Annotated in this window: 22 protein-coding genes and 2 pseudogenes; 11 read left to right on the top strand and 13 right to left on the bottom strand. The window is 64.0% G+C overall.

From position 1 onward, the window contains the following. Positions 1-107: 107 nt before the first annotated feature. The 6 genes from yihA to Q0D93_RS01185 form a co-directional block, all read right to left on the bottom strand. Positions 108-761 carry a ribosome biogenesis GTP-binding protein YihA/YsxC gene (gene yihA, locus Q0D93_RS01210; RefSeq protein WP_294390222.1) on the bottom strand — a complete coding sequence of 218 codons (654 nt, stop codon included), beginning with the start codon at positions 759-761 and terminating at the stop codon, positions 108-110. Further along, positions 758-2,464, bottom strand: coding sequence for a membrane protein insertase YidC (gene yidC, locus Q0D93_RS01205; protein WP_294390219.1), 1,707 nt, complete (start codon positions 2,462-2,464; stop codon positions 758-760). Before yidC ends, yihA begins: the two co-directional genes overlap by 4 nt. A 21-nt stretch (positions 2,465-2,485) precedes the next feature. Next, entirely contained in the window at positions 2,486-2,698 is a 213-nt protein-coding gene (gene yidD / locus Q0D93_RS01200) for a membrane protein insertion efficiency factor YidD (protein ID WP_294390216.1), read from the bottom strand. Continuing rightward, complete coding sequence (gene rnpA / locus Q0D93_RS01195; RefSeq protein WP_294390213.1) at positions 2,695-3,021, bottom strand: ribonuclease P protein component; 327 nt, start codon at positions 3,019-3,021, stop codon at positions 2,695-2,697. The genes yidD and rnpA overlap by 4 nt, the downstream gene beginning before the upstream one ends. A gap of 17 nt (positions 3,022-3,038) precedes the next feature. Continuing rightward, the gene (gene rpmH, locus Q0D93_RS01190; RefSeq protein WP_294390210.1) at positions 3,039-3,173 is read right to left on the bottom strand and encodes a 50S ribosomal protein L34; all 135 of its coding nucleotides are present in this window, start codon (positions 3,171-3,173) and stop codon (positions 3,039-3,041) included. Positions 3,174-3,263: 90 nt separating this feature from the next. Continuing rightward, entirely contained in the window at positions 3,264-3,518 is a 255-nt protein-coding gene (locus Q0D93_RS01185) for a hypothetical protein (protein ID WP_294390207.1), read from the bottom strand. Between the two features lie 120 nt (positions 3,519-3,638). On the opposite strand from Q0D93_RS01185, the pseudogene Q0D93_RS01180 reads away from it, so the two are divergent. The 3 genes and pseudogenes from Q0D93_RS01180 to Q0D93_RS14845 all read left to right on the top strand — a co-directional run. Next, positions 3,639-4,283 (top strand): annotated as a pseudogene (locus tag Q0D93_RS01180) (magnesium chelatase domain-containing protein); the annotation flags it as partial. 206 nt (positions 4,284-4,489) lie between these two features. Beyond that, positions 4,490-4,876: a hypothetical protein gene (locus Q0D93_RS01175; protein WP_294390205.1), complete on the top strand. Its 387-nt coding sequence runs from the start codon at positions 4,490-4,492 to the stop codon at positions 4,874-4,876. A gap of 1,095 nt (positions 4,877-5,971) precedes the next feature. Then, on the top strand, positions 5,972-6,256 hold the full coding sequence (locus tag Q0D93_RS14845; RefSeq protein WP_366510230.1) for a DUF3892 domain-containing protein: 285 nt from the start codon (positions 5,972-5,974) through the stop codon (positions 6,254-6,256). A 186-nt stretch (positions 6,257-6,442) separates the two neighbouring features. On the opposite strand, the gene Q0D93_RS14840 is transcribed toward Q0D93_RS14845, so the two are convergent. After that, on the bottom strand, positions 6,443-6,631 hold the full coding sequence (locus tag Q0D93_RS14840; RefSeq protein ID WP_366510229.1) for a DUF6771 family protein: 189 nt from the start codon (positions 6,629-6,631) through the stop codon (positions 6,443-6,445). Positions 6,632-6,760: 129 nt separating this feature from the next. Here Q0D93_RS14840 and Q0D93_RS01170 point away from each other — a divergent pair, with 129 nt between their 5' ends. After that, positions 6,761-7,255, top strand: a complete 495-nt coding sequence (locus Q0D93_RS01170) for a hypothetical protein (protein WP_294390202.1) — start codon at positions 6,761-6,763, stop codon at positions 7,253-7,255. A gap of 148 nt (positions 7,256-7,403) precedes the next feature. On the opposite strand, the gene Q0D93_RS01165 is transcribed toward Q0D93_RS01170, so the two are convergent. The 3 genes from Q0D93_RS01165 to Q0D93_RS01155 are packed head-to-tail and all read right to left on the bottom strand — an operon-like array spanning position 7,404 to position 9,657. Further along, positions 7,404-8,819: a hypothetical protein gene (locus tag Q0D93_RS01165; protein ID WP_294390200.1), complete on the bottom strand. Its 1,416-nt coding sequence runs from the start codon at positions 8,817-8,819 to the stop codon at positions 7,404-7,406. Next, positions 8,816-9,415 (bottom strand): recombinase family protein, encoded by a 600-nt coding sequence (locus tag Q0D93_RS01160; protein ID WP_294390195.1) that lies wholly within the window; start codon positions 9,413-9,415, stop codon positions 8,816-8,818. The genes Q0D93_RS01165 and Q0D93_RS01160 overlap by 4 nt, the downstream gene beginning before the upstream one ends. A gap of 17 nt (positions 9,416-9,432) precedes the next feature. Beyond that, the gene (locus tag Q0D93_RS01155) at positions 9,433-9,657 is read right to left on the bottom strand and encodes a hypothetical protein (RefSeq protein WP_294390192.1); all 225 of its coding nucleotides are present in this window, start codon (positions 9,655-9,657) and stop codon (positions 9,433-9,435) included. Between the two features lie 1,402 nt (positions 9,658-11,059). Here Q0D93_RS01155 and Q0D93_RS01150 point away from each other — a divergent pair. The 4 genes from Q0D93_RS01150 to Q0D93_RS01135 are packed head-to-tail and all read left to right on the top strand — an operon-like array spanning position 11,060 to position 15,567. Further along, positions 11,060-11,641 carry a hypothetical protein gene (locus Q0D93_RS01150; protein ID WP_294390190.1) on the top strand — a complete coding sequence of 194 codons (582 nt, stop codon included), beginning with the start codon at positions 11,060-11,062 and terminating at the stop codon, positions 11,639-11,641. Next, positions 11,638-12,576: a hypothetical protein gene (locus Q0D93_RS01145; RefSeq protein ID WP_294390187.1), complete on the top strand. Its 939-nt coding sequence runs from the start codon at positions 11,638-11,640 to the stop codon at positions 12,574-12,576. Before Q0D93_RS01150 ends, Q0D93_RS01145 begins: the two co-directional genes overlap by 4 nt. Beyond that, positions 12,576-13,307, top strand: a complete 732-nt coding sequence (locus Q0D93_RS01140; RefSeq protein ID WP_294390184.1) for a hypothetical protein — start codon at positions 12,576-12,578, stop codon at positions 13,305-13,307. Before Q0D93_RS01145 ends, Q0D93_RS01140 begins: the two co-directional genes overlap by 1 nt. 1 nt (position 13,308) lies before the next feature. Next, entirely contained in the window at positions 13,309-15,567 is a 2,259-nt protein-coding gene (locus Q0D93_RS01135) for a hypothetical protein (RefSeq protein ID WP_294390181.1), read from the top strand. A gap of 32 nt (positions 15,568-15,599) precedes the next feature. On the opposite strand, the gene Q0D93_RS01130 is transcribed toward Q0D93_RS01135, so the two are convergent. After that, entirely contained in the window at positions 15,600-16,145 is a 546-nt protein-coding gene (locus Q0D93_RS01130; protein ID WP_294390178.1) for a hypothetical protein, read from the bottom strand. A gap of 480 nt (positions 16,146-16,625) precedes the next feature. Here Q0D93_RS01130 and Q0D93_RS01125 point away from each other — a divergent pair, with 480 nt between their 5' ends. Next, positions 16,626-17,126: a hypothetical protein gene (locus Q0D93_RS01125; protein WP_294390175.1), complete on the top strand. Its 501-nt coding sequence runs from the start codon at positions 16,626-16,628 to the stop codon at positions 17,124-17,126. A 134-nt stretch (positions 17,127-17,260) separates the two neighbouring features. On the opposite strand, the gene Q0D93_RS01120 is transcribed toward Q0D93_RS01125, so the two are convergent. Both Q0D93_RS01120 and Q0D93_RS01115 read right to left on the bottom strand, forming a co-directional pair. Beyond that, positions 17,261-17,590, bottom strand: coding sequence for a hypothetical protein (locus Q0D93_RS01120; protein ID WP_294390173.1), 330 nt, complete (start codon positions 17,588-17,590; stop codon positions 17,261-17,263). A gap of 58 nt (positions 17,591-17,648) precedes the next feature. Then, the gene (locus tag Q0D93_RS01115) at positions 17,649-19,262 is read right to left on the bottom strand and encodes a recombinase family protein (protein WP_294390170.1); all 1,614 of its coding nucleotides are present in this window, start codon (positions 19,260-19,262) and stop codon (positions 17,649-17,651) included. 34 nt (positions 19,263-19,296) lie between these two features. On the opposite strand from Q0D93_RS01115, the pseudogene Q0D93_RS01110 reads away from it, so the two are divergent. Together Q0D93_RS01110 and folE are read left to right on the top strand one after the other, a co-directional pair. Continuing rightward, positions 19,297-20,178: pseudogene (locus Q0D93_RS01110) on the top strand (ATP-binding protein); the annotation flags it as partial. Positions 20,179-20,253: 75 nt separating this feature from the next. Next, the gene (gene folE, locus Q0D93_RS01105; RefSeq protein WP_294390167.1) at positions 20,254-20,856 is read left to right on the top strand and encodes a GTP cyclohydrolase I FolE; all 603 of its coding nucleotides are present in this window, start codon (positions 20,254-20,256) and stop codon (positions 20,854-20,856) included. The last annotated feature ends 4 nt before the right edge of the window (positions 20,857-20,860 follow it).

Genomic DNA, 20,860 nt, shown 5'->3' with positions numbered 1-20,860 from the left:
GGTGCCCCTTCACAGCAGGAGGTGGGCGCCCTCCATGATCGCGGCGTGGGCATATGGCAAGCGGGCCGCCCCCCCTTCCGTTGCAGTCGCCCGAAGGCGACCCGGCGCTAGAGGATCGATTCGAAGATCGCCGTGCGCAGTTCCGCGATCCCCCCGCCCTTTTCGCTGGAGGTGGCGATGATGTCCGGGTGGGCCGCGGGGTGGCGGCGGGCTTCGGCCGAGGTGGCGGCGCGCACCGCCTCAAGCTCCGACGCCTTGACCTTGTCGCTCTTGGTCAGGACCAGGCGATAGCTGACGGCCGCCTGGTCGAGCATCGTCATCACGTCGCGGTCGACATCCTTCAGGCCGTGACGGCTGTCCACCAGCACCAGCGCACGCTTCAGCGTGGCCCGGCCGCGCAGATAATCGTTGACCAGATGCCGCCACTTCCTGACGACGTCCTTCGGCGCTTCGGCGAAACCATAGCCGGGCATGTCGACGAAGCGGAGGCGCAAGGGCTCGCCCACGTCGAAAAAGTTCAGTTCCTGCGTCCTCCCCGGCGTGTTGGACGTGCGGGCCAGGCCGTGGCGGTTGGTCAGCGCGTTCAGCAGCGACGACTTGCCGACGTTGGAGCGGCCGGCAAATGCCACCTCCGGCACGTCGGCGCCGGGCAGGAACTGCAGGCCGGGCGCCGACTTCAAGAAGGCGATCGGCCCGGCGAACAGCTTGCGCGCCGCCTCCGCCAGTTCGGCGTCGCGCTCGGCCTGGAACGCGTCCGTCACTTGGCGGCCGCGGGCGCGTCGCTCAGCCCCGGCGTGCGACGGTAGAGATACCATTGCTGACCGATGCTGAGCAGGTTGTTGACGACGTAATACAGCTGCAACCCGGCCGCGAGCGGCGCGAAGAACAGCATCATCAGCCACGGCATGAAGCCCATGATCTGCTGCTGCGCGGGATCCATCTGGGTCGGGTTCAGCTTGAACTGGAAGTACATGGTGATGCCGAGCAGGATCGCCAGCACGCCCAGATGGAGGAAGCCCGGCGGCGTGAACGGCAGCAGGCCGAACAGGTTGACCGGCGTCAGCGGATCGGGCGCGGACAGATCCCTGATCCACAATGCGAAGGGCTGGTGGCGCATCTCGATCGACAGCATCAGCACCTTGTAGAGCGCGACAAAGATCGGCAGCTGGATCAGGATCGGCAGGCAGCCCGCCAGCGGGTTGACCTTTTCCATCTTGTAGAGCTGCATCATCTCCTGCTGGAGGCGCGGCTTGTCGTCCTTGTAGCGTTCCTGCAGCGCCTTCAGCTTCGGCTGCACCTTGCGCATCGACGCCATCGACGCGAACTGCTTCTGCGCCACCGGGAACAGCAGGGCGCGGACGATGATCGTCAGGCAGATGATCGCCACGCCGAAATTGCCGATATGCGTGAACAGCCAGTCGAGCAGGTAGAAGATCGGCTTTTCGAACCACACGAACCAGCCCCAGTCGATCGTGCGATCGAAGCCGGCGATACCCTGCGCCTCGTAGCCGTCGAGGACGGACACTTCCTTGGCGCCGGCGAAGAAACGCTGCTCCACCGTGGCGACCTTGCCGGGCCGTACCCCGATCTGCTGCCCGGAGACATCAGCCTGGTACAGCCCGCCCGCGCCCGCACGGAAGCCGGCGTCGACGGAGGCGTCCTGCGCCGGGATCAGCGCCGTCTGCCAATATTTGTCGCCGAAGCCGAGCCAGCCACCACGATTCTGGAAGCGCGTGCCGGCCGGGCCCGCCTCGTCCAGATCCTTGAAGTCGATCGAATAATCGGTGGCGCCGTTGAACTGGCCGATCGGGCCGGTATGCATCGTCCAGCTGGATGCATCCTTGGACATGCCGACCCGGCTGACCAGGCTGTACGGCTTGACCAGCACCGCGCCGCGACCGCCATTGGCGACCGACTGGCGGACGGTGAACAGGTAATTCTCGTCCACCGCGATCTGCATGCGGAAGACCTGGCCCTGGCCGTTGTTCCAGCTGAGCGTCACCGGCCGGCCGGGCGCGACCTCGTTGGCATCGGCGGTCCAGACGGTGTCGGCGCGCGGCACGGCGACGCCCTCGCCCGCCCAGCCGAACTGCGCGAAATAGGCGTCCGGCGTGCCGCTCGGGCTCAACAGGCGCACGGGCGGGCTGTTGCGCGCCACCGTCTCACGATGCGTGGTCAGCACCAGATCGTCGATCCGGGCGCCGCGCAGGTTGATCGAACCGGCGAGACGCGGCGAGCGGATCGCGACGCGCGGACTGTCGCGCAGCACCATCTGGCGGTCACGCACCACGCCGGGGGCATCGGGCATCGCCTCGGGCTTGGTGACCGGCACCTGCTTGCCGTTCACGATCTCTGTCGAAGGCGGCGCCGCGACCGGGAAGAACCGCTCCGACAGGAAGGTCCAGCCCAGAAAGATGGCAGCCGAAAGCACCATCGCCAGGATCAGGTTGCGCTGATTTTCCACGTCGAGATTTCGCCTTGAACGTCAGGGAACGGGATCAAAGCCGCATCCGCCCCAGGGGTGACAGCGGAGGAGCCGCCTGATGGCCAGCCAGCTCCCCTTGAAAGCCCCATAGCGCGACCAGGCCTCGATCGCATAGGCCGAGCAGGAGGGTTGATAACGGCAGGTGGGAGGAATGAGGCGCGAAGGCCCGATCTGCCACGCGCGCGCGAGCAGGATCAAAGGCCGCGCAATCACCGCACGGCCTTTGTCAGCGCCTTGCGCAACTCCGCACCCAGCGCCGCATAATCGCGCTCCACACCACCGGCGCGGCCGATCAGCACGTGATCGGCGCCGGAAATGCCGGATTGCGGCAGGATGTCGCGGACAAGCGCGCGGAAGCGCCGCTTCATGCGATTGCGCACCACGGCGCCGCCAATCTTCTTGGTGACGGTGTAGCCGATCCGCATGACGGGATCGCCATCGCCGCGTGGCCGCACCAGCAGCACAAAGCCGGGCATGGGCACGCGCCGGCTATTATTGGCGGCCAGGAAGTCGGCGCGGCGGACAAGCTGCCGCACCGGCAAGATCAATTCGCTCAGGCCGAGAGCTTGGAGCGGCCGCGCGCGCGGCGGGCAGCCAGCACCTTGCGGCCGCCGACAGTGGCGCTACGCGAACGGAAACCGTGGCGACGCTTGCGCACGAGCTTGCTCGGCTGGTAGGTCCGCTTCATTTTTTCTGCCTCTGGGTTCGCAATGCAAAAGGCCGCCGATTGAGAGGCGGCCGTCAAGTTGGGCGCGGATAGAGAAACCGGCCGGCGGAGTCAATCAGGCTGCGGCGCGCACCGCAGCCGTTCGCGCCGGCGCAGCGTGCTGCCGCGTCGCATCACCGTGTCGCAGGCATGACCGAATCTTGGAAAGCGCCGCTTGAACAATACGTATTGCCGCCGCGCCCAGCAGGAGTTGCGCAGCAGCAGCACCAGCCCCGCGGCAAAGACGAAGATGCCGCCCGGCCCCGGCAACGCGCCTACGACCGGCGACAGCACCACCAGGAACCAACCCAGGCACAGGATCGCCAACCGCGAGCCAGGATGCTTTGCGCGCATGCCCACTACATGCGTATTGCATCCTGCCACCGCAACCCCGCTCGACAGCGCGGACGAACCCGCTACAGAACAGGCGGGGAACAGGGGAGATGCATGGTCGCGCTGGTTTCAACGGTCGCCTATCTTGGGCTGGAGGCGCGCGCGGTCGAGGTGCAGGTGCAGGTGACGCCGGGCCTGCCTGCCTTTGTGGTCGTGGGCCTGGCCGACAAGGCGGTGGCGGAAAGTCGGGAGCGCGTGCGCGGCGCGCTGGCGGCGATCGGCCTGGCTCTGCCGCCGAAGCGGATCGTGGTGAACCTGTCCCCGGCCGACCTGCCCAAGGAAGGGTCGCATTACGACCTGGCGGTGGCGATGGGCCTGTTGGGCGCAATGGGCGTGATCGATGCCGAAACGCTGTCCCAATTCCTGGTGGTGGGCGAACTGGGGCTGGACGGCCGCATCGCCGGCACGCCGGGCGTGCTGCTCGCCGCGTTACATGCGGCCGAGCAAGGGCTGGGCCTGATCTGCCCCGCCGCCCAGGGGCCGGAGGCGGCCTGGGCCGGATCGGTCGAGATCGTGTCCGCGCCGCACCTGATGGCGCTGCTCGACCACCTTCGCGGCACCCGCGCGCTGCCGGCGCCCGGACCGGGCGAGGCGAGCATGGCGGCGCAGGGGCCCGACCTCCGCCAGGTGAAGGGGCAGGAAACGGCCAAGCGCGCGCTGGAGATTGCGGCGGCGGGCGGCCACAATCTGGTGCTGTTGTGATGTAAAGACCCGACGTAGTTTGCCCCTGGATCGGCCGCAGGGGCATAACGAAGTGCGGCAAACGAGCTGCCATGCGGCTCGACCTCGGCATGCGTGCACAATGCAGACTATCTGCAATCCCAAAAGCGCGTTGATCCGCCGCAGCCCACCGACCACCGTTCCCCTTACACCGAACGGGGGACACAATGGCGGACAGGAGCATCTTGGCGGTTGATGGCGCACTCAAGGCGCTCTCTAGGTTCCTGAACCCCGCTTCGCCGGTCAGGCGTGCCTTGGTGTTCATCTACGTGGCACGCAACGAACCCGCCACGCTGGAGCAAATCTCGAAGCGCCTGCGTATCCCGTCAGGCACCGCCTACGACGACCTGAGGGCGCTCGGCAAAGTGGACCCCGGTGGCAAGGAAGGTTCGCGGCTCCTCTTGGAGATGCCTGGAGGGCCTCAGGACCCCGCCTACCGCTACACTCTGTCTCCTCGCGGGAAGATGCTAGTCGATTGCATCAACTTCGAGGTAGCTGCGGGGCTGCTGGAGGCTGAAGAGGACGAGCCATTAGACGACTACTTCGAGGCCACTCGCCACACGCGAGGATAAGTAGTTAACAAACCAAAGCGGAGTGAATTGCTTTCACTTCATCCCCTGATTGCGGCAGAAACGACGTTGTCACGATTCGTGGCGAACGGGGGAATACATGAAACGATTGATTTTGGCGGCTTGCGCACTGTGTGTCGCAAGCTCAGCAATCGCGCAGGTCCACGTCCGGGGCTACACAAGAAGGGACGGAACGTACGTCGCGCCGCACTACCGCTCCTCTCCTAATTCTTCGACCCTCGACAACTACTCCACGCGGGGCAACGTCAATCCGTATACCGGGCAAGTCGGCACGAAGGACCCTTACGGCTCCAGCTCGACCTACAGCAACCCGTACAGCCGCCCTTACAGCGCCCCAACGACACTGTACGGCAGCGGTCAGGACGACCCGCAGTAAGCGCTTAGCGAGGGACACTACATGAAGCTGGCAATTGTGCTGGCTGCCGCGTTTGCTGCGGTGGCCTCTCCAGTCGCGTGGGCACGGCAGCCCCTTAGCGACACTCAGATCAAGCAACAGATCATCAAGCAATCCATTGCTGCCTATCCTGGCACCTGTGCGTGCCCGTACAATTCGGCCCGCAATGGTTCGAGCTGCGGGGGACGTAGCGCTTGGAGCCGTGGGGGCGGCTATGCCCCGCAGTGCTACCCGGCCGACGTCGGGAAGGCTGAAGTGGCCGCGTGGAAGGTCCAGCACTGAGCTGAATAGGCAGCAGGAGCGAGCGGCAACCTAAACGCATCGTGCTCCTGCTGCTCCGCATTGCCTCCAGGTCAACCGATGCTGGAACAAAGCAGGTCGCGCACAACATCTACGCCACCGCTCAGCACAGACGGGCTATATAAAGCAAAGTGCAAATGTTGCGGGACAGCAACGGTGCCAAGATGTTCTTCACGCAGGTTGATGCCCAGGGTCGACTCTTTATCCGGTATTAGGGATGATGAGCGCGACATGAATTGGGCCGAGGACGGCAATCCCCGGCCCTTTCATCCGCCAAACGGAGCAATCGTCGGCGGACAGGTGCTTACTTCCACGGGCAACGTGTCCGTTTCGAGGCGTATGGTCAAGGCGATTGCGATTACCCGTGTACGGGAGCAACGTTTATGACTACCTATCGTGCAGACTGCCACTCACCTGACAATCTAGACTTAGACCGTCGCATCCAAGGACTCGGAGGAACGAGTCCGAGCGCGTGGTGGTTCGGCATTGACACGATCATTGCGATGATAAGTCAAGAGCATGTATTCTACACTATGGTACGTGGACAAGTAGCTCTTATTGTTGTCAAACAGCATCCGGTCTCGCGCAGAAAGTACCTTGCGACCGCAGCCGATGGCCTCCTAGAAAACAATTTGTTGAACCTTCCGCGCTGCCCAGGGGCGAGATAAATTCTCGCTGAAGCAAGCGGACGCTACGAGTACGCGGCCGAGGAGAGTTTCTTGGCCGCGTATTGATGCAGAGATAAGCCCCGAATATCACCCTTGAAGCACGTTTGACCTAGAGCATGCGGGCTCAGTAGCAGTGCGAGGCCTAATGCAAGGGCCCGCTTCCACCACCCTCAGCCGCTCGTTCATCTATAGCCTTAGGGTAAGCTGGTCCGGGTTGGGCTCCTGCCCTTCCCCGAGCCCCCGAACAATCCTGACGGCCATGGCGTCCGCCGCACGCTCTCTCAGGCGCTCGTCACGCACGGTGAGGCCTAGGCGTGCCCATGCGGGTGCCGTGAGGAGCATTGAGGCGATTGCGGGGGCGCTGAGTCGTTCCATGCAGCAATGAGAACACATCAGGAACACAGCGGCAAGCGCCGATCTGAATCGCGGAAGAGGCGAGTGCTTGACCCGCCCCCGTCCACCTGCTTGAGACAGCAACTGCGCAGGTTTGCGCTGGGGGAAATCATGAAGAAAATCATCAAGGTGGCAGTTGCCGCCTCGTTGCTGTTTGGCGTGTCTACAACCACTCAAGCGGCCGGTTGGGGTCTTGAAGCAAACGGGGCGCGTTCACACGGTCGCTGGGGCGGTGAATTGGGCGCGGGCTATCGTGCAGGGTTCGGGGCGTTTGATATCACGCCAGCGGCAGGTGCTTTCGTCTTCAAGGGCGACAGCAACGGCTACTTTGAGACAGAGGACCGGAACGGTACGGAACGCTGCCGGGCTCCGAACGGTCAGTTTGCAGATAAAGACAAGTGCAACCGGTTGGATGCGAAGGCTTATTTGCGACTAGAGGCGGGCGTAACCATCCCACTCTTTGCTCGCGTTGCGGTGGGCGGCAGGCTGATCAGCGGCGATATTGACCCGTATGGCTCGGTTGCGCTCCCGCTGGGACCGAAGTTCGCGATCAAGGGGAACGCTGGACCCCACTACGGCGCTCTGGGCGTGACTTTCGGGTTCTAACGCGCGAAGCCTCGTGTGCGGTCGAGTTTTGGATCGGTTCCGAACGCCGCGCACGAGGCACTTAGCCCCGAAAGCGGCAAAGCCGGACATTTCATACACGTATGCTCCGGGGCTCCTCTGGCTAACCGATAGCCAGTGCGGGGCTTTCTCAGGCGGCCTTGAGCTTAACCGAAGCTCGTTGCTCGGTTGGTCGACCGATCATTTTCTCAACCTGCAACTGGAAGGCTGACTGCAACGCCACCTCGGCAGCCTGTAGATGCATACGGGGCACAACCAGGCTGTCGTGGACAGGAAGGCTTCCTATCCCATCGCTGCGCAGTCGAGCCATCGCCCGTCTGATTACCTCGGCTTCGGTAAATTGAAGGTCTAACGCTGCTGGCATCCCCGGCCCACCGAGGCGCTCAAGGATCGGGTGCCCGGCAAGCGTTGCCGCCAGTGCATCTGCAAACGGGTGGTCCGCCTGGAGCGTTCGTCCTCCATGATCCCGTCTATATTCCCGCCGGGCGTCAGCGCCCCACCGCTTAGCGTTGGCCGCCCCTTTGCCGAGCGCTTGGGTAACAACCGCCTTCACAGCTTCCCGGTGAGCGCCCGGAAGGGTGTACAGGTCCGCCTCAAGGCCAGCAGGTAGCGGCTGGTCCAGTAGCGCGTACAGAAGCCGGAGCTGCGATGAACCCATGTCGGCCTCTCCAACCGGTTCACCGCCGATTTGAATGCGACTGCGGCGTTCGTCACCCGATAGCGCCTCGTAAGGCTTGCCCATGCCTGCCCCACGGAGCGAGTAGAAGCGCCCACCCTTGTCCCAACTGAAGCCGGGCACATTGCCGTCGTTGAAGATGCGACGAAGCCCGATGAAGTCGACGCCCGTTACTCCCAGCTCTCGCATGAAGCCGTTGTGGTCCTGGAGGTCCTCAAGGATCGGCTGAAGGAGCGGCGAAGCCACATCAAAGGTAACGTTCTGTCCCGCCCGCTTTGTTCCCCCGCGTCGTTCCTTCGCGGCCCGCAGTTCAATCAGCGGAGCCGCTGGCACGAGCGAAGAAGTGACGAGCTGTAGAGGTGCTGGCGGGCTCCAATGGGCGCTCCAAGCATCGAGAGTAACTCCAGCCGCCCGAACCTCCTCCAAGGCCTTGGGGGTCAACCGAAAGCGGGCCTGCCGCCCGCCATGCTGCGTAATGTCCCCTCGTTCCCCGGTCTCAATGTTGTCGAAGCTGTTCCAGCGAGCGCGGCCCGGCTCAACAGTCAAAAAACCGGCAGAGTCCATGGCGTCTCGCAAGGCTATGAAAACGTCATATCCGAAGCCGAGGAGCTTGGAAGGAAAGTCCTTTGGGGACATGCCATGATAGCCCGCGAGCCCCTTTGCCTCCAGACGTAGAAGGTCGGCCAGCAAGGCACGAAGGGCCGTACGCCGTTTCTGAGTGGTAGCGTGCTGATACGCTGGCGTGGTCCACGGCAAGGTTTCCAGCATGACCTCAGTCAGCCCGATGGCTTCGACGGACTCGGCGTTGCACCGGAGGGTCATACCTTCCGCCGCCTTGTAGTCGTCCTGCGACATGGTGCCGCTGGTCACGCTACCGCACCCTTCAGCGCCTCAGCGGCACAGTAGCGGGCCACAGTGGCCTTGGAGAGCCCGAAGCGCTGCATGGTCTGGCTGATGCTTGCCCCGTTCTCTCGTCGCCATGCTGCCACCTCCGAGGCATCAGCAGCCTTAGGACGCCCGAGGCTCTCCTTACCCTTATGTGTCCTGCCAGTTGCTTCCAAGGCTGCACGCGCCGCCTTTCTGCCGCTCTCGCAGCGCTCTTTAATCCGTTGGCGCTCCATGTCCGCTATCTGGGCAAGGACGGCGACGATCAGCTCCCCCACTCCTCGGCCGATCGGTCCCAAGCCACGAACGTCCAGTGTAATGCCTTTGTCCAACAGGCTGCGGACCATCGCCTGTACGTCAAGCGCATCTCGGCCCAGGCGATCGAGCGCATAGACGTAGAGGGTGTCGCCTTCGCGGACATACTGGAGGAGCTTGGCGAACCCTGGACGATCTTCGGCCTTGGTAGCGCCGCTGACCCCCTCGTCGGAAAATTCACGATCGAACCCACCGCCTAGTGCCTGTCGCTGGGCTGCGAGGCTCTGACTGTCTGTCGAGGTGCGATAGTAGGCGATGCGGGACATGGGGGGCTCCAGGATTGTCAGGCAGCAAGGGCGAGGAGCAACTCGTCGTCACTCATGGCCGGGGCGAGGACTTCCAGGGGCAGCCCAAGGAACTTGCGCTCGTTCGCCAGCTCGCGTTCCGCTTGCGCGACCCACACGGTCCTAAGAGCAACCTCGCTGTCGCCACGAGCCTTCGCGAGGCGGGCACGTTCGCGGATCAGGTGGTCCTCAATGGAGTGGAGGTGGGAAAGGTCGACGGCCATTGGCAGCATCCTGCGTTCAGAAGGTATGGCGTCTTTATGAGACTGTCTCTTTATTACGTCAAGTACCTTTAGACACATTCCGCCTCTGGTCGGAGGAGTTGGCTCACAACCTACAAGTTGTGAAACACCGCCTTGCCCGCTCCGCTCGACCGCACTCACAGGTCCCTCAATGCCATGCTCCATAATGATACATCATCTCTAACCTGCCCTAATTGGCGGTGAATGTCGCCGGGTATGCCAATGCGCCTGCGCTTCCTCCGCAATGGCGCTTGGACCAGCACGATTTGGCAAGGCTGCATAGTCGCACCGGTTCCAGCATCCGGTGGCGCTTGGCGGATTTCTGGCGTTCCTTGCTGCGGCGGGGGAGGTCCGGAGAGGGACGAACAGTGCCGGATGGCTTTGGGTCCCCTCTCGCCGCTGCGGGCTCCCCCTCGCCGTCCTTTGCCGCTCGCAATTCAAAACCGGCGCTTCGCTCGACCCGTATTCTCGCGGTCTGACCCTGAGTGCCTCGCCCGTTTCCCTGAGATTTCCCCCGTTCCCCAGCGTACCCACAGGCCTTCGAAGAGTCCCGAGGGACCCACCCGAATATTTTTGGGTCCCATGAGGCCACTTAGGGTCCACCCGATACTCGGTCAGGGCTCCTGAATAAGGCCCCGGTCCGTAGTTTCGCGGCTGGTTCCATCGGGTCCCTTGAGGTCCCTTGGTGCCTCTTGGGGAAGGTTCAGCTTCACTGCGTCGGCCGTGGACAAAATGGGATGCGATGAGCGAACGGTATGGAAGACCAACGAGGTCGGCTGCAACCGCTTACCCCTGCGGCTACGGATCGCTTCCACAACACCGAGTGCGCCAAGCGCAACCAACCCGAGGGGGCCGATCAGCGCCACGGACAAGTGAAAGATGAACGTTGCTGGCGTATGGTGCCACAACACCGCTTGGCGGTGGCCGTGACGGTAGATGTCAGCCTTCCCGTCCGCGATCCAAGTGAAGGCCTGAATAAGACAAGCGATCCCACCGAGGCCGAGGGTGACTGACGACACAGCCTGACGCAGGGCGCTTGCAGGCTTATTGTAGCCATCTGGGGGACGGAAACGCCTCTTCCTCATGAAGCAGATACTACGCGGCTATGCTTTATCAGCGGTTACAGTGCCCTCATGCCTTCTAGCGATTTAGAATGTTTCGTGAATGGCAGCAGCGCCCCAGCGGTTCGGGGGACCCAGCATCGAAGGCTACGGTTGGCTGCGACCCCAAACGATAGTGCAGATATATGGACAACCCGCCCGCGCTGGTCCGTCCAGTCATCTTCGCGTTCGCCTTGTTGGGTTCTCCAGTCCCGAACGCTCCTCCTCAATCCCCCAGGCATCCCGTCCGCTTTCTGAAGCGAGCGCATGCCCATCACGGACCTATGACCGCAACAGCTACCCTCGCGATCGGCGAGAACCCCTTTGCCCTGGAGTACAAGGGCCACCCAATCTCCTACACCATGCTCGACGGGGTCCCCTGGTTCTATTTGAACGACCTACTCCCCGCCATGAACCTGAACGAACACGCAATTGCCGATGTTCAAGGTCCCAGCTTCCCCGCTCACGCGAAACAGACTGTTGAAAAGGTTACGGAAGACGGTTCGGAAACGTCGATCATCCTCTCGCCGGTAGGCGTCTGGTTCTTCGGTCAGCTGAGGTACGCCGACCGTCAGCAGGGGATTTCTGCCTGGGCACGCCGCGAAGCTAAGCGCCTTTGCCCAACCCCCCGACCCGGCGATCCGGCGATGTTCCTGACCCTGAACGCCGACAAGACGCTGCCGCCGCGCCCCTGGAGGTACTCGGGATGGCTTAGCGAGTGGCGAGACCTCAAGGACAAAGGCGAATATCTCACACCCCACATGGCCTTCGTCTTGGAGTGCGCCGACAGAGACGCAGCCGCCATGGAGCGTTTCCTCCAGCGCCGAGCGGAAGCCACTAAGAACGCTGAGGAGGTGTCAGCATGACAGTCTTCGGCGGCCTCTTCGGCCACGATAAGAAATCCGCCCGCGCCACCGGCGCTTATGCAGACCTCCCGCAAGCGCCTCCCGTCCCAAACGGCACGGGGCTGACCGGCAATCTCGCGACTGGCCTTCGGGTCCCCGGAGCTGACCAGCCGACCTTCCAGCACCAGAAGCTTCCCACCCCTCCCCCCATCCTCAAGCGACGCGGAGCGTTCGACGACGAGCATTACCAGCAGACCATGATGGCTCTTGCTGCGGCCTTCTTCGGGTCCAACGGGCTCGGCGAGGGGCTCTCCAACGCGGCCAAGACGATATACTCGCAGAACGACGGCCTCCGCAAAGCGGAGCGGCCGCAACTGGGTGGCCCGGACGACGCCTTCGAGGTGTACACGGACCCCGAGACCGGCGAGCATACTTACAAGCCGATCCAGGCCGCCGTGGATTACCTGCAGGACAAGCGGACCAAGGCCAAGGACGTCCTAGACGCCAACGGTCGTGTCATGTTCTCGATCAACAAGCTCCCGCCCGCCCAGCGCGAAGCCGCTTTCCAGGAAGTCCGGTCCAACCCGGACGTCTATGGCGTCCACGCACCCAGCCTCCCGGAACACTGGAGCGACACCTATGGGACCATCGCAGGAACAAGCGGGATGACGGTGTCGCAGGCCATGTCGCACGACCAAGCGGCTACGAACGAAGTCAACCGCGACCGCCACCGCGACCTCGCCGATGCGGACCGCACCGTCCGTACAAGCATCACCGCAGGCCGTGCCTCAGCCGCAACCCGGCAGGCCGACGAACGCATCGCTCTTGCCGTTAAGTCGGGCGCCCGCGCCGACCGCAGCCAGAACCGGCAGGACCTCAAGGCGGGCGTCGTGGGCGGCTATCAGTACCGCCGCGATCCCGTCACCGGCAAACTCCAGAGAAGGAAGGTCCAGTAATGGCGACCAATGACGGCTGGGAAGACGTAGTCGACCCCTCCGAGGTCACGATGGCCTCCCACGCGCTCCTCCCCTCCGCCCCTCCCAGCAAGAAGAAGGGCACAGGAGGCGTCAGTCCTGACGACCGCAAGCTGATGAACAAGTACCGCGACGCATCCGACGCGGCCGATCAGGTCATCCGCAACGCGGGAGCCTTCGAGAGCCGCGAGGGTCGGTTCCATACCGGCGCTGGCAAGGCCGCCATGTTCGGGGCGATGTACCCCAACACGGACGGCGCTATCGGCCCACTCAAGGCGGCTGGCGGTGCCCTGCTGCGCGGCACGGTGGGTTACCTCTACCCCGATCGCGATCACGCGGACTATCAGTTCCTCAACAGCCGCGCGGCGGCCCTCAACAACGCAGCTCTCCGCATGGAGAAGGGCGTTCAGACCCAATCGGACGAGGCTCGCATCGCGCGGGAAAACGTCGGGGTCGACAAGAGCCCTCAGGTCAACCGCGACATTATCCGGGGCAACATGGACAGTGCGGCTATCGCACATGCTCGCGCTCAGTCCGCCGCAGCCTGGACGGCTACTCACGGCGGCCTCACGGGCACCAAAAACGCCCGAGGCATGACCTACGACCAGTGGTTTAACCAGGTGGTCGCGCCACAGGCCCTCTCCCGTGCCCATCCCGCACCTAAACAGAACGCTCCATCCGGCTCTGGCTGGGGCATCGAAAGGATCAAGTAACATGGCGACCTATCGGGTCACAGGCCCGGATGGGTCCATCCATCAGATCACCGCCCCGGACAGTGCCTCTCCCCGAGAGGTGCAGGCCTACGTTGAGCGCCAGCTCGGCAAGGCACCTCAAGGGCAGGGCGTCCTCAACTCGCTACATGGCGCGGCCTCGTCGGCTCTCGACGGTGCCTTGCCGGGCGCGGGCGGCGTCGCCTCGGGCCTTCTGGGCATGGCGGGCAATGCCATCGCGGCCCCGTTCTCCTCCAGCGTCGACTTCGACCCCGCAGGCTCCTTCCGCAGCTCGCGGGAGGCCAGTGAGCGCCACGAGGAGCGCTTCAAGCAGGACCACCCGAACCTTGGGGCCACCGCGACAGCAGCGGGCTTCGTCGGCGGTCTTGCGCTCCCGGTCACCAAGCTCGGCCTGGGTGCCAAGGGCGCTCAAGTCGCCCTCAAGGGCCGGACGCTCAACGCAGCGGCCAACGGTGCGCTGTACGGCGGTGCAGGCGGTCTCCTCGATAGCCACGCAGGAAGCCCCGGAGATGCCCTCAGGGACACTGCAAGGGGCGCACTGACCGGGGGTGCCATGGGCGGAGCAATGCCTTCCATGGGCCGTTTGGCGGCTCCTGTGACCCACCCGATCGCCGAGGGCATGGGACGCATTGCCGCTCCGACGATGGAACGGCTGGCTGCCATGGTGCCGCCCTCCGTGGGCCGCAGGTTCAAGAACCGCGCTGCCATCCTTGGGGCGAACCCGGCCAATGCCCAGGCGTCGCGCTATGTCGGGCACCAGATGGACAAGGCGGGCATGGACAGCGCAGCCCTGACGAAGGAGCTGCGGCGTCGGCAGGCCATGGGGGTTCCCGCAGTCCCCGCAGACGTCAACGAGCATCTCCGCGAGGCTTACGGGTCCGCTACCCGCCGACCCGGCCCGGCCACCATGGCGGTCCGCAAGGCGATCGACGACCGCCAGCGTCAAATGTCCGAGCGCGTCTCGACGCACGTTGAGGCCACCCTTGGCCCGGCGACGAACGTGGAACCGCAGGCCGCCACGCTCAGCCAGCAGGCCCGTGCCGCAGCGGCCCCGCTGTACGCTCGGAGCAACGCCGAGCCGATCCCGTTCACGCAGGAGCTACAGACGCTCTTCGCCCACCCGGACGCCAAGAGCGCCATCAACGTCGCCGGTAAGCAAATCTGGGCGGACGCGATCCGCAACGGCCATGCAGACCCCCGAGCGGCGCTGAAAGCAAACGGACTGCGAGAGCAGCCGGACGGCTCCTTCGAGATTGCCGACGTGCCTCCCATGGCGATGTACGACCACGCCAAGACGGCGTTCGATAGCGCCATATACCACGGGGAGGGGTACAACGCCGCCCCTGAGGTCAACCGGGCGGGCAAAGCCACCAACGACCTCCGCAGCCGCCTCCTGGGAATCATGGACGGCGACGGGATCACTCCAGGGCTCAATCCGCACTGGAAGCCCGCCCGTCAGGCCTATGCTGGCCCCACGCAGAACCGCAAGGCGCTGGAGCTGGGCGAGCAGATGGCGAAGGACGATGCGACCGACGCGGGTAACCGCATGGCCGACATGACCGGCAGCCAAATCGACAACTTCCGGCTGGGCCACCGGTCCGGCATGGTCCGGGACCTCCAGGCCCTCGGGGATTACGGCAATGCCGCCCGCAAGGTCGAGGGCTCCCTCTCCAAGCGCTCGGCGATCGAGACCGTCCACGGACCCGACAAGGCTGAAGCCCTCTTTGACCGCCTCGCGGCCGAGCACGAGGCCTACCAGACGTGGAGCGCCGTCCGGGGCAACTCGATGACCGCAGGGCGCGAAGTGGCCGACCAGATCGCCGCCCAGGAGCAGGCCCTCGCCGACACCGGCCGGGGCATCTGGGCCGCAGTCCGTGGCCGCCCGCTCGACGCCCTCAAGCACGCTGCGGGGGCCTTCAGTGGCGAACCGGCCCGCACCAACGCCGTGAACGACCGTGTGTCGACCATGCTGTCCGAACAGGACCCCCAGGCGCTCCGCAAGGCGCTCCAGGGTGTCCGCCGGGCTGCCGTGGCCGATCGGGCCGCAAACGCCGCCAGTGTACACCGGGGCCAACAGGTCTCGAAGGTCCTGGGCGCACGCATCGGCGCTGGGGCCGCCACCCCGCCGCCCGGTCAGGCCCTCTTGGGCTACGGCCAGGATGAAGACGGCAGCACCTATCCGGTGTTCGGCGACCCCGGCACCGATTTGGGCGCGGGCTACCAAGTGCCCGACCCCCGGTAGCACCCCGTCCAACACGCGCCTGCCTTAGACCCTCAGCCGCCCTCACGGGTGCCTGGGGGTTCTTTTTTCGACCCGCTTTCGGGAAACAGTGCATTGAAGAACGACCCGCAAATGATCGTAAAGCGTTGTCGCGCGGGGAAGACCGGTAGGAAGTAGCTTTCCCAATCTGTTATTGGATGATCCCAGAACAAGCGCGTAACCTCTTCAACCTCCGGGTTGGAGAAGCTGATCGGTTCGAGCGCGTGAGCAAACAGGTTCCTCACTTGCCGTATCCTGCCAAGCTCTACGGCCTCAGCTCGACTCACTAGCCCCCTGCGCTCGGCAAGCTTGATGAGCCCGCTAAAGGGCAGTCGGCGCTTACCGCTTCTTACCTCAATGCCCTTAGCCTCAAGGGCGTGCGCCAAGGCTGACTCTACGGCGTTCCCTGCCACGAGAGCCACGTAGCGGTCCTTGGACGCTTCATCACTGGCTGGATCGTCCAGGTTCTTTAGCAGCCGGGCGAGTTCACTGCGTGGTGGCACTCGGTTGGTAAGTGTCGCCAGCCGCGTATTTAGGTCGTCTGAAGTCGCCTCGGTCATACTCGCGCCCTGCCCATGCTATCACATGCCTGAAAGCGCCCCCAGGCACGGTTTCTTCCGCTGGTGAGGCCTACCATCTCTGGATCCCGCTATCTGACCAATTGGCATGCGTTGAGTTATCGCGAGACTTACGGCATACAATCTCTCATGCCTACTCCATGCATATTCTGTAGGAAGCCAGGGGGAAGTCACGAACATCTTTGGTCCAAAGCGTTAGGACCTGAGTTGGCTCAGCGCCTTCCGAAAAGCCACAAGCGCTCCTTCAAAGCGAAGGAGGACCTCCTCTCTGGTTCGGATACGTTCAAGCAAAGTGGCATGGCCCCTTACGAGACGACTATTCCGTGCGTTTGCCACGCTTGCAATAACGAGTGGATGAATAGACTCGATGAACGCACTCGGGTAAAAACTACTCGGTTAATACGAGGACAGAACGCATCTTACAGCATAGGTGACACCATACAGTTAGCATCGTGGCTTGCGATGAAGATGATGGTTCGCGATGAATATGTGTCTACCAATTCAGCGTTTCCTGAAGAGGTGAAGACTAACTTTTTTCTAACGGGTCTCGCTCCACGTGAAATGTGGATTGGCCTTGCGTTATGCGATGATCCGATGTGGGCCACCGCCTTTCACCGGCAAGATCGAGCCCTCGCGACCCAGGATGGCCGCATCACGCTCAAAGAGGCCAGTTACACGATGGGCTTGGGCGCAACCGTGGCGTTTGTACAGTTTCCCATCCTTGAACACCCCCAGAAGGTTCCGGCCGATCAGGTACTAACGATATGGCCGGGTCCCTCAGCGTTCGAGTGGCCGGCGCGACGGCTACTGAGCTGGGCGGAAGTACGCAACATTTCGATGAGGTTTAACCCTGACCGCGAGAGCGCGGCCGACCCATTCGGACGAAGCCAGATGCGTCTTCATGCTGCGGCTCATGATAATCGGCACGCGAGGCGATCCAGCCGCCATAATTCAACGGAATGACGTTGAAGAAATCCGGTCGGCGCAACTGCTTGGTGCCCACCGACCGGTCGCTTCACAAAAGTTGCTGTTTAGCTGTCACAGGAATGGGGTAAAGGCCGCCGACCACGCCCCCCCCCTGCTAGCCAAGACCATTTTTACGCGGCCGCCAGCATGGCCTCGACGTCCTGCCACGTCACAACGGCTCGCTGCATCGGGTGCCCTTCGCGGCTAACGTCGGGCTGCTTGAGGACCCAGGTGTCGCCTATACAGATGGCCTCGCCCCCGTCTTCCTCCAACGCGACTGGATGCAGGCCTTTGGCCTCGCTCAGGTTCGCCAGGTCCGCTTTGGTGATTGCGACGCTGTGCCCGCCCTCAGGGGCCTTCTCGTCCGCCTGAAGAACCACCATCAGCCCGTCCCCAATCGGGTACGCCACACCATCCTCAAGCTCGATCTTAAATGGATCGTTCGCCGCAGCCTCAATCATCTATCGTACAGCCCTCTACTCGCTCGCCCCCCATGGGCTTGCCTGATGTGCCGCCAGCTCAATCCGGCGACGAAACTTTGTCCGCTCTCTTCGGAGGCCATACGCCACCCATCCAAGCGTAATGCACGCGGCAGGTCCCGCCGAGGTGCCACTCCAGCTCGATAGTCCCCTGGGGCCAATTTATGACTGCACGCTTAAAGAGTGCCCGAAGCGCACGATTGATTTCGCCCCGGTCTGGCTCTCCTTCGTTGGCCTTTTGTAGGGCTCCGAGCGCCTTACCGATCCGCGAACCGATTACAGGTCCGGCCATAACGTCGCGCTGGTCCTGAAGGGTGGCAAGCTGCTGCTGCATCTTGGGCAGTTGCGTCTCAAGCTCCTGGAGCCGAGCGACAAGAGCTGTAGAGCGGGCGGACAGAAGGAGGTCCACAGCTTCCTCAATCTGTTCACCACAAGCGTAGATCGCGTCCCGAAGGTTACCGATACGGTCCTCCAGCCCTTCAACTTGCTCGATACCATCCCGGCTCTCGATCAGAGATGGTAGCTTAAGGAGGAGCGCCAGCTCTACAGCTGCGTAGCGGACCGACTTGTACTCGCAGCCCAACCCGGCTTTCGCAGCGGCGCACACCAGCGTCGGGGCGCTCCTCTTGCCTTTCTGAACGCGCGTCATGGTCTTCCCACAACGAGGGCAGGCCGCCATCCTCGCTAAGATGTTGGACACCGGAGCCGATGCTTGCCGTCCGCGTGCAGCCCCTTTCGTCGCCAAGAGGGCCTGCACGTCCGCCCAGGTCTCATGCGAAATGACCTGTGGGTAATATCCCTCCAGGGGTTCGAGAGGGACGCGACGCTTCTGCCGTCCGTCATGCTCCATGAGGTGCGGGGTCAATCGGCCGATTACGGCATCGTTTGTCAGAATTTTGGCGATGTAGGACCTACGCCACTCCGTCCCGCGCTTCTTCCCCTCGCCCCAAGTGGGAAGGCCCTCCCTATTGAATGTTTCGGCAATCTTGTGCTGCCCGATGCCCTGGAGTGCCATCGCGAACACTCGCTGGACGACCGCCACTCGCTCGGGGACCTCCTCAATCCGCTGTTCTTCACGGTTGAGGCGGAGCCATGCTGGCACGATACCGGTGAGCGGCTTAGTGGCCGCCTCGCTCCGCTTAGCCGCCCATGATTGCGCGAGGCGCTTCGCCTTTGTGGCGCTCTCCTCATTTGCCCGCATAAACGTGAGGACGGAAACCAACAGGTCCGTGGGGTCATTGTCGAGAGACTGAGGGGTATACTCCCGACCATCGTTGAGCGTCACCACGGAGACTCCCGCCTCCACAATGTCTTCCAGAACCCGCATCGCCTTGCGCGGCACGAGACGGCTTAACCGGTCAAGTTGCTCCACCAGGAGAACGGAGCCTTGGGGTACGAGCCCAACCTCAACTGCCTCCCGAAAATCTGCCAGCCGCCCTGCCTCGGCGTTCTGGCCGCGATAGCCGGAAACGCCCTCGTCGTGGAAGGTCAATGTCTCGTCTAGGTCTAAGCCATGCTGGCGTGCATAGTCCTGCGCCATCTTGGTCTGACGGCGGTAGCTGTCGCCCTTCCGCTGTTCTGGAGTGCTGAAACGCAGGTACGAGTATGCCTTGCGTTGCGGCTTGCCGTCTGCGGAATGCTCTGAATTCGTCATTTGACAATGGTAACTTCTCGGCGGGTCTTTTGTCCATAGTAGTGTGATGGTCGGGCCGCCGGGCGCGGGCAAGTCGCTGATGGCCGCCTGCCTGCCCGGCATCCTGCCCGATCTGACCCCGGCCGAGGCGCTGGAAGTGTCGATGGTGGCGAGCGTCGCGGGCACGCTGGACGGCGGCCGGCTGTCGCGCACGCGGCCGTTCCGGGCACCGCACCATTCCGCATCAATGGCGGCCCTGGTCGGCGGCGGGCTGAAGGTGCGGCCGGGCGAGGTCAGCCTGGCGCATCTCGGCATTCTGTTCCTGGACGAATTGCCGGAGTTCCAGCGAGCCGTGCTGGATTCGCTGCGCCAGCCGCTGGAAACCGGCAAGGTGCAGGTGGCGCGCGCCAACAGCCACGTCACCTTTCCCGCCCGCGTGCAGTTGGTGGCGGCGATGAACCCGTGCCGCTGCGGGCATCTGGGCGATGCCGCCCGCGCATGCAGCCGCGCGCCCAAATGCGCGATGGACTATCAGGCGCGGGTGTCCGGCCCCCTGCTCGACCGCATCGACCTGCATGTCGAGGTGGCGGCGGTGAGCGCGGCCGACCTGGTCCTGCCCCCGCCGGCGGAAGGGTCGGCCGAGGTGCGCGCCCGGGTGGCAGGCGCCCGCGCCATCCAGACCACGCGCTATGCCGGCACGGGGCGGCGCACCAATGCGGAGGCGGACGGCGACCTGCTGGAACAGGCGGCGGGGCCCGACGAACCCGGCCGCGCGCTGCTAGCCCAGGCGGCCACGGCGATGCGCCTGTCGGCCCGCGGCTACACCCGCGTGCTGCGGGTGGCGCGCACCATCGCGGACCTGGGCGGCAGCGAGACGGTCGGCCGCATCCATGTCGCGGAGGCCCTGAGCTACCGGCAGCGCGCCGCCGTCAATTAAGGGCCTTCAACTAAGGGCCGTCAACTAGCGGCCGTTCGCTTGCGGCGGTTCGGTCGCCAGCCTAGACGCTGGGCCATGACCGGCACGACCGAGCCCCAGCCTTTGCCCGAAAAGCCCCATGTGCCCGCGGAGGTGGAGGATGCGATCCGCACCCTGATCCGCTGGGCCGGCGACGATCCCGCGCGCGAGGGGCTGATCGACACGCCCAAGCGCGTGGCGCGGGCGTGGAAGGAATATTGCCAGGGTTATGGCGAGGATCCGTCGCACCACCTGAACCGCACGTTCGAGGAAGTAGGCGGCTATGACGAGATCGTGCTGCTGAAGGACATACCCTTCCAGTCGCATTGCGAGCATCACATGGCGCCGATCGTCGGCAAGGCGGCGATCGCCTATCTGCCGCGCGACCGGGTGGTCGGCATCTCCAAGCTGGCGCGCGTGCTGCACGGTTTCGCCCGGCGCCTGCAGGTGCAGGAGCGGCTGACGGCCGAGGTGGCGGATTGCATCTGGCAGCGGCTGGAGCCGCATGGCGTCGCGGTGGTGATCGAGGCCACCCACGGCTGCATGACCGGGCGCGGCGTCGGCACGCACGGCGTCACCATGACCACCAGCCGGATGATGGGCGTGTTCCGCGAGGATGAACGCAGCCGGCGCGAGGTGCTGGCGCTAATGGGGCATTGAGGCG

Source organism: uncultured Sphingomonas sp. (assembly GCF_934560975.1).
Lineage (GTDB): Bacteria > Pseudomonadota > Alphaproteobacteria > Sphingomonadales > Sphingomonadaceae > Sphingomonas_I.
Note: the sequence above shows the minus strand (reverse complement) of the source record. Positions and strands in the feature narration are given on the sequence as shown.

Excerpts from the sequence above, each read along its gene's own strand:
- Q0D93_RS01125 (WP_294390175.1), top strand. The coding sequence starts at position 16,626 with ATGAAGATGATGGTTCGCGATGAATATGTGTCTACCAATTCAGCGTTT.
- Q0D93_RS14840 (WP_366510229.1), bottom strand. The coding sequence starts at position 6,631 with ATGGAACGACTCAGCGCCCCCGCAATCGCCTCAATGCTCCTCACGGCA.
- Q0D93_RS14845 (WP_366510230.1), top strand. The coding sequence starts at position 5,972 with ATGACTACCTATCGTGCAGACTGCCACTCACCTGACAATCTAGACTTA.
- Q0D93_RS01135 (WP_294390181.1), top strand. The coding sequence starts at position 13,309 with ATGGCGACCTATCGGGTCACAGGCCCGGATGGGTCCATCCATCAGATC.
- Q0D93_RS01170 (WP_294390202.1), top strand. The coding sequence starts at position 6,761 with ATGAAGAAAATCATCAAGGTGGCAGTTGCCGCCTCGTTGCTGTTTGGC.
- Q0D93_RS01145 (WP_294390187.1), top strand. The coding sequence starts at position 11,638 with ATGACAGTCTTCGGCGGCCTCTTCGGCCACGATAAGAAATCCGCCCGC.
- Q0D93_RS01155 (WP_294390192.1), bottom strand. The coding sequence starts at position 9,657 with ATGGCCGTCGACCTTTCCCACCTCCACTCCATTGAGGACCACCTGATC.
- Q0D93_RS01120 (WP_294390173.1), bottom strand. The coding sequence starts at position 17,590 with ATGATTGAGGCTGCGGCGAACGATCCATTTAAGATCGAGCTTGAGGAT.
- Q0D93_RS01160 (WP_294390195.1), bottom strand. The coding sequence starts at position 9,415 with ATGTCCCGCATCGCCTACTATCGCACCTCGACAGACAGTCAGAGCCTC.
- Q0D93_RS01140 (WP_294390184.1), top strand. The coding sequence starts at position 12,576 with ATGGCGACCAATGACGGCTGGGAAGACGTAGTCGACCCCTCCGAGGTC.
- rpmH (WP_294390210.1), bottom strand. The coding sequence starts at position 3,173 with ATGAAGCGGACCTACCAGCCGAGCAAGCTCGTGCGCAAGCGTCGCCAC.
- Q0D93_RS01115 (WP_294390170.1), bottom strand. The coding sequence starts at position 19,262 with ATGACGAATTCAGAGCATTCCGCAGACGGCAAGCCGCAACGCAAGGCA.
- folE (WP_294390167.1), top strand. The coding sequence starts at position 20,254 with ATGACCGGCACGACCGAGCCCCAGCCTTTGCCCGAAAAGCCCCATGTG.
- Q0D93_RS01130 (WP_294390178.1), bottom strand. The coding sequence starts at position 16,145 with ATGACCGAGGCGACTTCAGACGACCTAAATACGCGGCTGGCGACACTT.
- Q0D93_RS01150 (WP_294390190.1), top strand. The coding sequence starts at position 11,060 with ATGACCGCAACAGCTACCCTCGCGATCGGCGAGAACCCCTTTGCCCTG.